At 55.1% G+C, this 13,330-nt stretch carries 11 protein-coding genes; 7 read left to right on the plus strand and 4 right to left on the minus strand.

Going from position 1 to position 13,330, the window contains the following annotated elements; translation table 11 throughout:
- Positions 1-30 precede the first annotated feature (30 nt).
- Positions 31-990 (plus strand): D-2-hydroxyacid dehydrogenase family protein, encoded by a 960-nt coding sequence (locus KGP21_RS09420; protein ID WP_223537998.1) that lies wholly within the window; start codon positions 31-33, stop codon positions 988-990.
- Positions 991-1,064: 74 nt separating this feature from the next.
- Positions 1,065-1,994 (plus strand): tRNA dihydrouridine(16) synthase DusC, encoded by a 930-nt coding sequence (dusC, locus tag KGP21_RS09425; RefSeq protein ID WP_021180408.1) that lies wholly within the window; start codon positions 1,065-1,067, stop codon positions 1,992-1,994.
- Here the strand turns inward: dusC and KGP21_RS09430 are convergent.
- Positions 1,991-2,752 carry an arylamine N-acetyltransferase gene (locus KGP21_RS09430; protein WP_059201991.1) on the minus strand — a complete coding sequence of 254 codons (762 nt, stop codon included), beginning with the start codon at positions 2,750-2,752 and terminating at the stop codon, positions 1,991-1,993. The genes dusC and KGP21_RS09430 overlap by 4 nt on opposite strands.
- Before the next feature lie 975 nt (positions 2,753-3,727).
- On the opposite strand from KGP21_RS09430, the gene KGP21_RS09435 reads away from it, so the two are divergent.
- The 3 genes from KGP21_RS09435 (at position 3,728) to KGP21_RS09445 (ending at position 8,840) form a co-directional block, all read left to right on the plus strand.
- Entirely contained in the window at positions 3,728-4,480 is a 753-nt protein-coding gene (locus KGP21_RS09435; protein WP_223538000.1) for an SDR family NAD(P)-dependent oxidoreductase, read from the plus strand.
- A 159-nt stretch (positions 4,481-4,639) separates the two neighbouring features.
- Positions 4,640-5,728, plus strand: a complete 1,089-nt coding sequence (locus KGP21_RS09440) for an efflux RND transporter periplasmic adaptor subunit (RefSeq protein ID WP_223501504.1) — start codon at positions 4,640-4,642, stop codon at positions 5,726-5,728.
- A gap of 10 nt (positions 5,729-5,738) precedes the next feature.
- Entirely contained in the window at positions 5,739-8,840 is a 3,102-nt protein-coding gene (locus KGP21_RS09445; protein ID WP_223538003.1) for an efflux RND transporter permease subunit, read from the plus strand.
- A gap of 56 nt (positions 8,841-8,896) precedes the next feature.
- On the opposite strand, the gene ansP is transcribed toward KGP21_RS09445, so the two are convergent.
- Both ansP and KGP21_RS09455 read right to left on the minus strand, forming a co-directional pair.
- Complete coding sequence (gene ansP / locus KGP21_RS09450; RefSeq protein WP_059200196.1) at positions 8,897-10,363, minus strand: L-asparagine permease; 1,467 nt, start codon at positions 10,361-10,363, stop codon at positions 8,897-8,899.
- 160 nt (positions 10,364-10,523) lie between these two features.
- A complete protein-coding gene (locus tag KGP21_RS09455) occupies positions 10,524-10,961 on the minus strand; it encodes a PACE efflux transporter (RefSeq protein WP_021180412.1) in 438 nt (145 codons plus the stop codon).
- 119 nt (positions 10,962-11,080) lie between these two features.
- Between KGP21_RS09455 and KGP21_RS09460 the strand changes: the two genes are divergently transcribed.
- Positions 11,081-11,968 (plus strand): LysR family transcriptional regulator, encoded by an 888-nt coding sequence (locus KGP21_RS09460; RefSeq protein ID WP_223538005.1) that lies wholly within the window; start codon positions 11,081-11,083, stop codon positions 11,966-11,968.
- 107 nt (positions 11,969-12,075) lie between these two features.
- Positions 12,076-12,702, plus strand: a complete 627-nt coding sequence (locus KGP21_RS09465; RefSeq protein WP_021805213.1) for a LysE family translocator — start codon at positions 12,076-12,078, stop codon at positions 12,700-12,702.
- Between the two features lie 2 nt (positions 12,703-12,704).
- Here KGP21_RS09465 and KGP21_RS09470 read toward each other — a convergent pair whose 3' ends face one another.
- Positions 12,705-13,268, minus strand: coding sequence for a DedA family protein (locus KGP21_RS09470; protein WP_021805212.1), 564 nt, complete (start codon positions 13,266-13,268; stop codon positions 12,705-12,707).
- Positions 13,269-13,330: the final 62 nt, after the last annotated feature.

Genomic DNA, 13,330 nt, shown 5'->3' on the forward strand with positions numbered 1-13,330 from the left:
GTTTTTTTTCGCCTGTTTCCGGAGATCCAGATGAAATTGAAGTGTGCAATTCTTGATGATTACCAAAGTGTAGCGCTGAAGATGGCGGATTGGTCCGTCCTTGGCGAGCAGGTTGAGGTTTTCTCCCTGCGTGAGCATATTGACGATGAAGACCAACTGGTGAGCCGCATCAAAGACTGCGAGATCGTGGTGATAATGCGAGAGCGCACGCCGTTCACCGCCGCATTGCTTGCTCGTTTGCCGAAACTGCAACTGCTGATCACCTCAGGTATGCGCAACGCTTCGATCGATCTGCCAGCGGCAACCCGACAAGGCGTCACCGTTTGCGGCACCGCCAGCGGTTCTGAAGCGCCGATGGAACTGACCTGGGCGCTCATCCTCGGTTTGGCCAAGCATCTGGTGGCTGAAAGCAGCGGATTACGTGCCAACGGACCTTGGCAGCAACATGTTGGCATCACCTTGCATGGCAAAACGTTAGGCCTACTGGGGCTGGGCAAGATCGGCGGACAGATGGCGAGGGTAGCACAGGCGTTTGGCATGAACGTCGTTGCCTGGAGCCAAAATCTGACGGCTGAAAGGGCACAGGAATTCGGCGTGCAACTTGCCGAGTCAAAACAGGCGTTACTGGCAGCGAGTGACTTTGTTTCGGTACATCTGGTGTTAAGCGATCGCAGCCGTGGGCTGATCGATCGCCAGGCGCTGGCGCAGATGAAAACCAGTGCATTCCTGATCAACACCTCACGCGCGGCAATTGTCGATCAACAAGCGTTGGTTGAGGCGCTGCAAACCGGGCAGATCGCCGGTGCCGGGCTGGACGTGTTTGAAGTAGAGCCACTGCCAGCCGATCACCCATTGCGCCGTTTGCCCAACGTGCTGGCTACGCCGCATGTGGGTTATGTCGCGGATGATAACTACCGCACCTATTTCCGGGAAGCGATTGCCGATATCCAGGCCTTTATTGCCGGTGAGCCGCTGCGCAAGCTAGGCTAATTTTATCGGCGGGAGGCTTGTTGGCTCCCTCTTTCGCCCGTATCATTGCGCCCTCTTAGATAGCAGGGGTAGGCATGCGCGTATTATTGGCTCCAATGGAGGGGGTACTCGACTCTCTGGTGCGGGAATTGCTCACCGAGGTGAACGATTACGATCTCTGCATCACCGAATTCCTGCGGGTGATCGATCAGCGGCTACCAGCCAAATCCTTCTATCGGCTGTGTCCGGAACTGCACCATGCCAGCAGAACGCCATCCGGCACCCAGGTGCGGGTGCAACTGCTGGGCCAGTATCCCGAATGGCTGGCGGAAAACGCCGCTCAGGCGGTTGAACTGGGTTCTTACGGTGTCGATCTGAACTGCGGTTGCCCGTCCAAACATGTCAACGGCAGCGGCGGCGGGGCCACCTTGCTCAAAGATCCCGAACTGATTTATCAGGGTGCCAAAGCGATGCGCGCCGCGGTGCCAGCGCATCTGCCGGTGACGGTAAAAGTGCGCTTGGGTTGGGATTCGGATTCCCGCAGCTTTGAAATTGCCGATGCGGTGCAGCAAGCGGGGGCGACCGAAATCACCATTCATGGCCGTACCAAAGAGGACGGTTATAAAGCCGATCGCATCAACTGGCAGGCGATCGGTGAGATCCGCCAGCGTTTGACCATCCCAGTGATTGCCAACGGGGAAATCTGGGACTATCAAAGTGCGCAGGCCTGTATGCAGGCCACCGGCTGCGACGCGGTAATGCTGGGGCGTGGAGCGTTGAACATCCCCAACCTGAGCCGGGTGGTGAAATATAACGAACCGCGTATGCCTTGGCCGCAGGTGGTGCAGCTATTGCAAAAGTACGTGCATCTGGAAAAGCAGGGCGATACCGGTTTATATCACGTCGCCCGCATCAAACAGTGGCTCAGCTACCTGCGCAAAGAGTATCAGGAAGCCACGGAGCTGTTTACCGAGATCCGCACGTTAAACAACTCCAAGGATATTGCACGGGTGATTTGCCGCTAACTCCTTATTTCAATGGCGAAATAGTGTCGCAGCGCCTCCAACCGTTCTTCCTCCGAATGCAGCGTAGACTCCTTACGATGATGGTTTTGGGTCACGATCAGCTTTAACTCGCTGAGGGTGATGCGGCCATCCTCTGTGGGGCGGGAGCACACCAGCTTTTGGGTAAAATGCGACTGTGGCGAAGTGCTGTGATAGTGACACATGTCGCTAAACTCTTCCGGCTGCCGGGGTTGCAGGGTAAAGCGATAAAGCGTCTTGGCGTGGGAGGTCCGATCGCCGTTGCGGCGCTCGAGATGATACCACTCACCGTCTTGCTCAAGATGAAAGGTACCGCTGGCCTGCGGTTGTTGTTCGGTGGTGGTGATTTTCAGCGGGGCGAGGAAAGAATCACCAAACCCTACATCGACCAGATACGGCTGATCCAGGGTCACCACCAGCGCCATATGGTCAAATGGCGGACCAAAAGAGCCGTCTCTGGCGTGGATTTCCCCGGATATAAACGTCACCTTAAAGCCGATCTGCTGCAACAGCAGGGCGAATATCCGGTTCAATTCATAGCAAAACCCACCGCGATTATGCTCGACGATTTTGCTGAACAGCCCAGCCTCGCTGAGATCGATTCCCTGATGATAGATAATGCTCAAATTCTCGAAGGGTACCGCCAGCATATGGCAGCGATGCAGCTGTTGCAGAGTTTGCAGATCGGCCTGTGGTGTGCCTGTGAAGCCGATGTGTTGCAGATAGCGTGGTATGTCCACCAGAATTCTCGCTATACGGGAAATTTTGCATAAATTAGCGGGAATTGCGGCAGTCGGGGAAGCAATATGTGCGGTGCTGAAAATCGCTGGCGTAAAGCCGCTTGTGCCAATGCAATACACTCGTCTTCCTGACAGGTCGTGGCCACCTAGCTTGCGAGCATGTGAACGCCGTCTGTAATTAACCAGAAAGAAAAATGCGTATCGATTTCAGTCCGTTTAAAATTAGCGATTTAGCGAATAAACGTATGTTGTTAAAAACAGTATTGACATAGTTTGAAAAAGTCGTAGATTAGTATCCAGCAGCAGGAAATTGATAGTTAGCTGCTTAGCTAAATAACAGATTGAAAGATTATTTTTAATAAGTTGTTTAGTGATATTGCGATAAAGGCCACGAAGTTCTGTTGTATGGGGAAGTCGTCGTTGAGTAGCCAGTTCGGGCTCAAGGACAATGCTTTAAGGCCACGTAGTCAGTACCGACGATCGCAGGGTGTGTACCATAACGCGATGATGTAAGGCTCTGTTTCTCAAGTATTAATGTTGCAACTTGTTAATTTTATCCTGTAAGTTTGTTGCAATGAAAGTAAAGCCATGCGTCAATAGTTTATATCGCGAGGGGGAATGTACCAGTTTAGCTTGCTTTGCCTCGGCTAATTATTATGAGGTAGGTAAGTCAAAATTTGTAAATCAGCCAGTATAGGGGAGGATGTAGTTAGCTTTTTAATACCCAATATTATCTGTGATAAACAAGTACATTTTAAATAGTATCGAAAGTAGTACCCAGTTAGTAAGTTGATTAATGTTGAATTTTAAATATGCAGTAACCTAAAAGCCCTGGCAAATATTGTCAGGGCTTTTTCGTTTTATCCTTTTGCCAATGGGGTGATGCTTCAGCATTTTTGGAGGAACGCCACTGCCAGAAACTGTCATGCTCAAGCCTTACCCTGAACGCCTAACTCAAAGCGATCGGGAGGCGTTATGCAAGATTTTACGGGTAAAGTGGCACTGGTGACCGGTGCTTCCACCGGGATTGGTGAGGCTATTGCTCAAGAGTTGGTCGATCGCGGTGCGAAGGTAGCGATCACCGCCAGAAATAGCGAAAGACTGGCAGCAACGGCGCAACGTATAGATCCGACAGGCAAATCGGTATTTCCGTTGGTTATGGATGCTCGCGATCCTGAATCGGTGCGCAGTGCGGTAGCGCAAACGCTAGCCCTTGGTGGGCAATTGCATCTGCTGGTCAATAATGCCGGTATCACCGGGCCGCATGATGTGCCGCTGAATGAATACCTCATCGAAGATTGGCACGCGGTGATTGAAACCGATCTCAGTGGCACCTTCTATGGGATGAAGTACGGATTACCCGCTATCGCAGCGGCAGGCGGTGGCGCGGTAGTGAATCTCTCCGCCGTCAATGGCATGGTCGGTATTGCGGGCATTGCACCTTATACCGCGGCCAAGCATGGCATTATCGGTTTGACACGGGCCGCCGCTCTGGAGTTTGCCGATCGGGGGATACGCATCAACGCCGTCGGGCCTGGCTATGTCGATACGCCATCGATGGCCAAATTACCCGCCTTGGTGCGGGAGAAAATGGCGGCCTCTCATCCAATGGGGCGAATGGCTACGCGTGAAGAGGTAGCGAAAACGGTGGTTTTTTTGCTTTCTATAGACAGCAGTTTCACCACCGGGGCCTTTTACAGCATTGATGGTGGTTATACGGCACAGTAAACCGTTGGTAGGCTAAGGCGTAAGCGAGCTTGCGTCTTGGCAAGAAATCTTCAGCAGAGCTCATTCTGACTTGCTATGGGTGAACTATAATTTTCATCAAGTTAGATTAATTGATGAGCGATCTTGCTGCCGATGACAAAATCTCTGTTCTCCCGTTTTATGGCACTGTGGCTGCTGGCCATAGCCACACCGATCGTTGCTGCACCGCTGCCAGCGGTGACCGTGGCGCTGATTGAACAAAGCCAACCCGAACGCGCATTGCACTATCTTGGCCGCATCGAGGCGATACAAACCGTGGAGGTGAAGACCCGTACCGAAGGGTTTATCGCCAAGCGGCCGTTTACCGAAGGGCAAATGGTCAAGGCAGGGGATTTACTGTACGAGATCGAGCCTGCATTACACCATTCTGCCGTGGCACAGGCTCAGGCTCAGTTGGATAGCGCGACGGCCACAGCCAACCTGGCTCAGGTAAACCTGACGCGCTTGCAGCAGTTAGGCAATAACCGCGCGGTTAGCAGAGCAGATATTGATGCCGCGGCAGCCGAGCGTGATACCAGCAGGGCGGCGGTCGCCCAGGCGCGGGCACTGCTTAATACGCAGCAGTTACAACTCAGCTATACCCGAATTTATGCGCCGATTGCCGGGCGCATCGGCCACAGCCGTTTTCATGTGGGCAGCCTGGTCAACGCGGCGAGTGGCACACTGGTCAACATTATTCAGCTCGATCCGATCCGCGTGGCGATCTCCATCAATGAACGGGACTATATTACCGCCGCCTATCAGCGTCAGAATGGGGAGGGCAAGCTTGCCGAAGGGCAGTTTTCTGCCCGTCTTGAACTGGCCAACGGCAAATCCTACCCGGAGCCGGGCACTTTTGAATCGGTAGATAACCAGATCGATGCCCACACTGGTACCGTCACGTTACGGACCCGTTTTGCCAATCCTAATCATCTGCTGCTGCCCGGGGGCGTGGTGAACGTGATCCTGACCGCCGAGCAACCGCAGACGGTCACGCTGGTGCCAATCGCAGCGCTTCAGCAAAACCAGCAGGGCCACTTTGTGTTGGTCGTCACCCCGGAGAATATCGTGGAGGTGCGCGAGGTAACTCTTGGTGAACAGCATGAGCAATATTATCAGGTGAACGCCGGGCTCAAGGTTGGCGAAAAGGTGATTATCTCCGGTGTTCAGCACGTCAGGCCCGGAATGCAGGTGAACGCCATTCTCTCCAGCGCCAACGCGCAACCATAAGGGGACGTTGATGCTGCATTTCTTTATCCGGCGGCCAAAGTTCGCCATCGTGATTGCGCTGGTGATCACCCTGGTGGGGATCGTTTCTCTCAAGGTGATCCCGGTGGAGCAGTACCCCGATATCACGCCACCGGTGGTTTCCGTCAGCGCGCTCTATCCTGGAGCCAGCGCTCGTGACGTGGCTCAGGCGGTGGCATCGCCCATCGAAGCTCAGGTCAACGGCGTCAGCAACATGCTTTACATGGAATCGACCAGCGCCAACAACGGCGGTTATCAACTGAGCATTACCTTTGCCAGCGGTACCGATCCGGATATGGCCGCCGTGGAGGTGCAAAACCGTATTTCACAGGTTAGCGCGCAGCTACCGGCAGAGGTGAATAACAACGGGGTTTCGGTGCGCAAGCGGGCCTCGAATCTGTTGTTGGGCGTTAGCGTGTTCTCTCCCAAGGGCAGCCGTGACACGCTGTTTCTGAGCAATTACACCAGTATCCAACTGCGCGATGCCTTGGCCCGCATCAGCGGTGTGGGAGATGTGCAGGTGTTTGGCGCCCGGGATTACAGCATGCGCGTCTGGCTCGATCCGCAGCGTATGGAGTCGCTGAATATCAGCGTGCAGGACATCGTGCAAGCGTTGCAGCAGCAGAACGTGCAGGCCGCAGCAGGCCAAATCGGTTCCGCGCCTTCGCCTTCCCGGCAGCAGCAAACCTTGACCATCAGCGGGCAGGGGCGTTTAGACGATCCGCAGGAGTTCGCCAGGGTGATTATCCGCAGCGGGGCCAATGGCGGTACGGTGCGCGTGGGTGACGTGGCGCGGGTCGAGTTGGGGGCACAAAACTACCAGGTTAATGCTTCGATGAACCAACAGGAATCGGCATTTTTGGTGGTTTACCCCACGCCGGGAGCTAACGCGCTGAATGTTGCCAATGCGGTACGCCAGGAGATGGCACGCTTGTCGCAGTCCTTCCCCAGCGATATGAGCTATGACATCAAATATGACTCTACCCGCCCGGTAACGGCAACGCTGCACGAGATTGCCATTTCGCTGGCGTTAACCCTGGCGGTGGTGTTGCTGGTGGTTTATCTGTTCTTACAGAGCCTGCGGGCCACCTTTATCGTGGCGCTCACCATTCCAGTTTCATTGCTCGGTACTTTCGCCGTGCTGTATGTTTTCGGCTACTCCGCCAACACCCTGAGCCTGTTCGCCATTATCCTGGCGCTGACTATCGTGGTAGACGACGCCATCGTGGTGGTGGAAAACGTGGAGCGTCTGCTGGCCCAAGATCCCGCTCTTAGCCCGGCAGAAGCAACCCGCAAGGCGATTAGCCAGATTGCCGGGCCGATCGTCGCTACGACGTTAGTGCTGATGGCGGTGTTTGTGCCGATTGCGGTGCTGCCGGGCATTACCGGTGAGCTGTATCGTCAGTTTGCCGTGACCCTGTCGGCGGCGGTGATCCTGTCGAGCATCAACGCGTTGACGCTGTCCCCGGCGCTTTGTGCCACGCTGATCCGGCGGCGTGAGCTGGCGCAAACCGGCTTTTTTGGTGGTTTCAACCGGGGTATGAACCGGATGCGCTATGGCTATGTTCGCATGACCGCATTGGCTAGCAAGCGAGCTTTAACCACGGTGATTGCACTCTTTGTCGTTGGCTTGGCCACCTGGTATGGCTATAGCCGTCTGCCAACCTCTTTCCTGCCGGAGGAGGATCAGGGCTACTTCTTCGTCAACGTACAGTTGCCAGATGGAGCTTCCCTTGAACGTACCCAGGCGGTAATGGATCAGATGCATCAGCAGGTGATACAAAACCCGGCGGTGGAAGATGTGATCAAAATTACCGGTTTCAGCCTGCTGAGCGGGGGCAATTCGCCCAATGCGGGCTTCGCCATCGTGATGCTCAAACCTTGGGGCCAACGCGAACATGTTGACCGGGTGTTAGCCGATCTTCAGGGCCGGCTGGCAGCAATCCCCTCGGCGATGATCATGGTGGTTAATCCACCGGCCATCGCCGGGCTAGGCAACGCCGCCGGTTTTGATTTACGCCTGCTGGCGCTGGAGGGGCAAACGCCGCAGCAGATGGCTCAGGTGGCCCAGGGGATTATTTTTGCGGCCAACCAGCGGCCAGAGCTGAGCCGGGTATTTACCACCTTCAGCGCCGTGGTGCCGGATATCGATCTAGCGGTCGATCGTGAACGGGCTGCACTGTTGCAGGTGCCGGTCAGCCGGATTTTCAATACGCTGCAAGTTTCGCTTGGCGGCCTGAACGTGGGGGATTTTTCGGTCAATAACCGTATGTTCCGGGTGCAGTTGCAAAATGATATGGATTTCCGGCAACGCACCGAACAAATTAATCGCCTGAACGTGCGCAGCGACACCGGCGCTCTGGTGAGCCTGGCTAATCTGGTACGGCTCACGCCTTCTATCGGCGCGCCTTTTATCAGCCAGTTCAACCAGTTTCCGTCGGTATCGGTGAACGGTTCTGCGGCCGAGGGGATTAGCTCCGGGCAGGCGATGAAAACCATGGAGTCTTTATTGGCCGAGCAGCTGCCAAAGGGTTACGGCTATAGTTGGAGCGGCCTGTCCTGGCAGGAACAACAAACCGGTGACCAAGCCCTGCTGATCTATCTGGCGGCGCTGGTGTTCGCCTATCTGTTCCTGGTGGCTCAGTATGAAAGCTGGAGTATCCCGCTGGTGGTGATGCTGTCGGTGATTTTCGCGGTGGCAGGAGCGGTCGCGGGGTTACGCATGATGGGGTTCGCCAACGACGTTTACGCCCAAATCGGGCTAGTCCTGCTGATCGGCCTGGCGGCCAAGAATGCCATCCTGATCGTTGAGTTCTCCAAGGCGCGGCGTGAAGAGGGGGCCAGCATTCGCGAAGCCGCGCAGGACGGTGCCCGGCAACGTTTCCGGGCGGTGATGATGACGGCCATTTCCTTTATTCTCGGGGTGATGCCGCTGGTGTTTGCTACCGGTGCCGGGGCGATGAGCCGCCAAATTATCGGTATTACCGTGTTTGGCGGGATGTTACTGGCAACCCTGGTCGGGATCTTCTTTATTCCTGCGCTGTACCTGCATATTCAACGGCTGCGCGAATGGGTTAAATCACGGTTTGCCTAGAGTCGCTGACCAGGTCTACTCGGCGCGGGGCCGGGTAGACCTGCAAATGGAAGCTGTTAAGGCTCGCTATGCTGTTCGTGAGCCTGTTGTTCCAGCTTCACCTGTGCGGCACGCTTGCGCAGGCCAAACCAGCCAAGTAGCAGTAACACGGCCAACACGGGGATGGTGGCAATAGTCCAGGTGCCGTTCGGGTAATCAAAGGCCATCATGATCACCACCGCTAACAGGAACAACAGCGTCAGCCACGAGGTGACCGGTGCTCCTGGCATTTTAAACGCCACCGGTTTGGCTTTCCCCGCCTTGATCGCCTTACGCAGTTGCATCTGACAAACGATAATAAATGCCCAAGAGCAGATGATGCCCAGTGAAGCGATATTCAGCACGATTTCGAACACCTGCGATGGCACCAGATAATTCAGCACCACGCCAATCACATAGATACCGCAGGTCACCAGAATACCGGCGTAAGGTACCTGCTGGCTGCTCATTTTAGCCATCAGCTTTGGTGCTGAGCCCCCCATGGAAAGTGAGCGCAGGATACGGCCTGTTGAGTACAGACCAGAGTTCAGGCTGGAAAGGGCGGCGGTCAGCACCACGATATTCATGATGGTCCCGATGTAGGGTACGCCAAGCTTGGAAAAGAAGGTGACAAACGGGCTTTGCCCAGCCTGATAGGCGTTCCAGGGTAACAGCAGAACCAGCAGTACTACCGAGCCGACATAGAACAAACCGATACGCCAGATCACGCTGTTGATCGCTTTTGGCATCATTTTTTCCGGATCTTTACACTCGCCAGCGGCGGTGCCTATCAGTTCGATACCGGCAAAGGCGAAGATCACCCCTTGTACCAATACCAAAGCAGGTAACAGACCGTGTGGGAACATGCCGCCGTTATCGGTGATCAGGTGGATCCCGGTTGTATTACCCGCTACCGGTGTGCCGACGCCAAGGAAGATGACCCCTACGACCAGGAACAGAGAGATGGCGGCAACCTTGATCAACGCAAACCAGAACTCCATTTCGGCGAACCATTTCACGCCGATCATATTCATGGTAGCCACAATCCCAAGTGCCCCCAGGGCAAACAGCCACTGGGGAACCTCGGCGAAGGTCCCCCAATAATGCATATACAGCGCTACGGCAGTGATATCGACAATGCCGGTCATCGCCCAATTAAGAAAGTACATCCATCCTGCAACGTAGGAGGCCTTTTCACCGAGAAATTCGCGTGCATAGGAAACGAAACTGCCGCTGGATGGGCGGTGTAATACCAGCTCGCCCAAGGCGCGTAGGATGAAAAAAGAAAACACGCCACATACCAGATATACCAGCGCCAGTGCCGGACCCGCCATCTGTAGACGTGCGCCGGTGCCAAGGAATAGGCCAGTGCCGATTGAGCCTCCAATGGCGATCATCTGTATCTGCCGTTTACCCATGCTTTTGTGGTAACCGGATTCGTGTGAGTCTAACCAACGTTTTCTGGCCGCCTGCTTGTCATGTGCAGTCGTTTTCTCTGAGTGCATTATTCGTCCTGTTCCTGTCTGTTTGCATCATGGGAATGAGGTCATGGCAACATTCCGCAGTTTATGGTTGATACCAGCGCCGTTAAATAACGGCGAGGCATGCTACCCGTTCTAGGGAATTGAGGCAAAAAAACTGCGGTTCAGGGGGAGAGTGTTTCACTCAGGCCGATTCGGTGGCAGGCAGGGCGGAGGTCGGTAGCCCGAATATTTTGTCGAATGCCCAGTTAAATACAAAGGTATAGCAGGGAATAATCACGATCAGCGCCATATCCAGTAGCAAGGCCTGCAGCAGAGAAATCTCCATCCACCAGGCGATCAGGGGGATCAGGTAAACCACCAGTGTCAGTTGGAAGCCCACCGCATGCAGAATGCGGCGCTTCAGCGTGCGGGTGCGTGATGCCTGGCGGATTTCCCAGAATTCGTACAAGTAGTTGTAAATCAGGTTCCAACTGACGGCGATGGTGGTGATGATCACCGCCAACGGCCCGGTGCTGCTCGGGGCGGAGCCAGAGAGTAGTGCCAAACCAAGGGCCGAAATGACCATACCGATAACTTCATAAGCGGTCACATAGACCAGTTTGCGTTTCACGCCTTGCATGCTTTTCTCCTGCTTTATTTTTCGTGCCTGATGACGTCCGGCAACCCGATGCGTAAGATAACGTCAATACTATTGATAGAAAAAGTCAGGAGCTGTCAGTTTTACTGACAGGTAAGGTGATGAATTTTTCCAGTGACAATATCGAACTGTTTTTGGCTGTGTTGGATCGCGGATCATTCTCGGCGGCAGCCAGGGCATTGCGGCGCGTGCCTTCGGCGGTCAGCATGGGGATCGCCAATATGGAGGCGGAGCTGGGTTTTCAACTATTCGACCGCTCGCACCGCGAACCGGTGCCCACCGCGCTGGCATTGGCACTGGCTCCCCACGCACGCTTGATCGCCGAACAGCTCAAGCAGCTGCAGATCCACGCCATTGAGCTTTCTCAGGGGCTGGAAAGCAGGCTGTCGATCGGTGTGGCATCGGATATCAACAGCAGCGGTCTACTGGCGGCGGTTAAAGCGTTGGTGGAGCGCTACCCGTTGTTGGATATCGAGGTGCTGACTGCCCCACAAGATGATGTTTTGCATATGCTGCATCAACAGCGGGTCAGCCTGTGCCTGGCATTCGGCGGACTGGACGTGAACAGCCAGGAACATTTTCACTATGTGGGTAGCGAGTCGTTGGTGGCAACCATTGCGGCACAGCATTCAGCTCTGAACGCTGGCGGTGCCGAGTTGTTTCTGGAGGAACTGGTCAACGTGCGGCAGATCATGGTGGCCAGCCGGGATTTGCCTATGGCCGATAAACGCCCACAGGTAGCGGAATCCTTCTGGCGTACTGACAGTTTGCCGATGGCGCTAAGCATGGTGGAAGCTGGACTGGGGTGGGGCAACTTTCCGCTGTCGTTAACTGCACCATTGCTGGAGCAGGGCCGGTTGATCCGCCTGAAATTTAAAAATACCAAAAACGAACTGCGTCTGCCGGTGCACCTGATTTGGTTGAAGCACCAGCCGCAACAGAAGGCGGCCAGGGAGTTGCTGGCGTTGATGATGCAGGGCAATGCTTGACCGGGGGGGAACGTGGCGCAGTTTTCTCCCGTATCCATACGTTTCTATTGCTTTTATTTTATCCAGCGCGTTAATTTGAGTAACGGAATCAGGCAAGGGAAAAGAGCATGATCAACGAAACGCTATTATCGGTACTCAGCATTACCGGGGCTATTACGCTTGGCGCCATGAGCCCAGGGCAAAGCTTTATTCTGGTAGCGCGAACGGCGGTGGCTTCGTCACGGCGCGATGGGATGGCGGTGGCATTGGGGATGGGGATCGGCTGTTTTATCTTCGCACTAATCGCCTTGTTGGGGCTGCAGTCGCTGCTACTGGCGCTGCCTTGGCTGTATACCACGCTGAAAATGCTGGGGGGGGCCTATCTGATCTATCTGGCGTTCAAAATGCTGCGCGGAGCTAATCAGCCGTTGATGATCGAAACGGTTGGCGGCCAGCAGCTAGGCTTTCGCCGGGCGTTCACCACCGGGCTGCTAACCCAACTGGGCAACCCGAACACCGCTATCGTCTTCGGCAGCGTGTTTGCGGCGTTGCTTAGCCATAAGATCCCCATGGTGCTGTATATCGTGTTGCCGCTGATTGCTCTGGCCGTCGATCTGCTGTGGTATGCCTTTGTGGCGTTTGTGCTGTCGTCACCGCGCCCGCGCCGCGTCTACCTGCGTTTCAAAGCCTGGTTCGATCGCCTGGGCGGCAGCGTGCTGGCCTTACTGGGCCTGAAGCTGATGCTCAACAAATAGTCTTATTGTGCGTGACGCCGCCGCCACCAGTAGCGAAGCAGCAGAATAGCGGCGATCACCACCACGCAGAACAGCAGGCTATACAGCTTTTTGTCACTACCGCTGACAAAACTGCTGATGGCCTGGCCACCAAAATAGCCGAGCAGTACAAATAGCGTGGCCCACAGGATAGCCCCCAGAATATTCAGCGGGATAAAGCGCGAGGGGGGCAGCTTGCTGGCACCGATCAGCACCGGGCCGATAAGCCGGAATCCGTACATAAAACGTACGCCAATCACAAATAAAATCGGGTGGCTGGCAATCAGCTTTTGGGCGCGTTCAATGCGTGCTTGTTGACTCTCGATACGGGCAAGCACCCGTCCACCAAAATGGCGCCCGGCAAAATAGAGCACCTGATCGCCCAAGGCGCCGCCAATGGCGACCACCGCAATCACCAGCGGCAGGCGCAGCAATCCGTTGTGTGCGGCAATTCCTCCCAGCAGGGTGATGGTTTCCCCTTCGAGCAGGCAGCCAATCAGCAGTGCCCAGTAGCCATATTGGGTAATGTAGTGGGCTAAATCCGTCATTGTTGTTCCTTCATTGCGATGAAATAGGATTATAACACCCTGTCCCCGCAGCGGGGGGAATT

This window comes from Serratia sp. JSRIV004, assembly GCF_019968705.1.
Taxonomy (GTDB): domain Bacteria; phylum Pseudomonadota; class Gammaproteobacteria; order Enterobacterales; family Enterobacteriaceae; genus Chania; species Chania fonticola_B.

Excerpts from the sequence above, each read along its gene's own strand:
- dusC (WP_021180408.1), top strand. The coding sequence starts at position 1,065 with ATGCGCGTATTATTGGCTCCAATGGAGGGGGTACTCGACTCTCTGGTG.
- KGP21_RS09440 (WP_223501504.1), top strand. The coding sequence starts at position 4,640 with ATGGCACTGTGGCTGCTGGCCATAGCCACACCGATCGTTGCTGCACCG.
- KGP21_RS09465 (WP_021805213.1), top strand. The coding sequence starts at position 12,076 with ATGATCAACGAAACGCTATTATCGGTACTCAGCATTACCGGGGCTATT.
- KGP21_RS09460 (WP_223538005.1), top strand. The coding sequence starts at position 11,081 with ATGAATTTTTCCAGTGACAATATCGAACTGTTTTTGGCTGTGTTGGAT.
- KGP21_RS09420 (WP_223537998.1), top strand. The coding sequence starts at position 31 with ATGAAATTGAAGTGTGCAATTCTTGATGATTACCAAAGTGTAGCGCTG.
- ansP (WP_059200196.1), bottom strand. The coding sequence starts at position 10,363 with ATGCACTCAGAGAAAACGACTGCACATGACAAGCAGGCGGCCAGAAAA.
- KGP21_RS09445 (WP_223538003.1), top strand. The coding sequence starts at position 5,739 with ATGCTGCATTTCTTTATCCGGCGGCCAAAGTTCGCCATCGTGATTGCG.
- KGP21_RS09470 (WP_021805212.1), bottom strand. The coding sequence starts at position 13,268 with ATGACGGATTTAGCCCACTACATTACCCAATATGGCTACTGGGCACTG.
- KGP21_RS09455 (WP_021180412.1), bottom strand. The coding sequence starts at position 10,961 with ATGCAAGGCGTGAAACGCAAACTGGTCTATGTGACCGCTTATGAAGTT.
- KGP21_RS09435 (WP_223538000.1), top strand. The coding sequence starts at position 3,728 with ATGCAAGATTTTACGGGTAAAGTGGCACTGGTGACCGGTGCTTCCACC.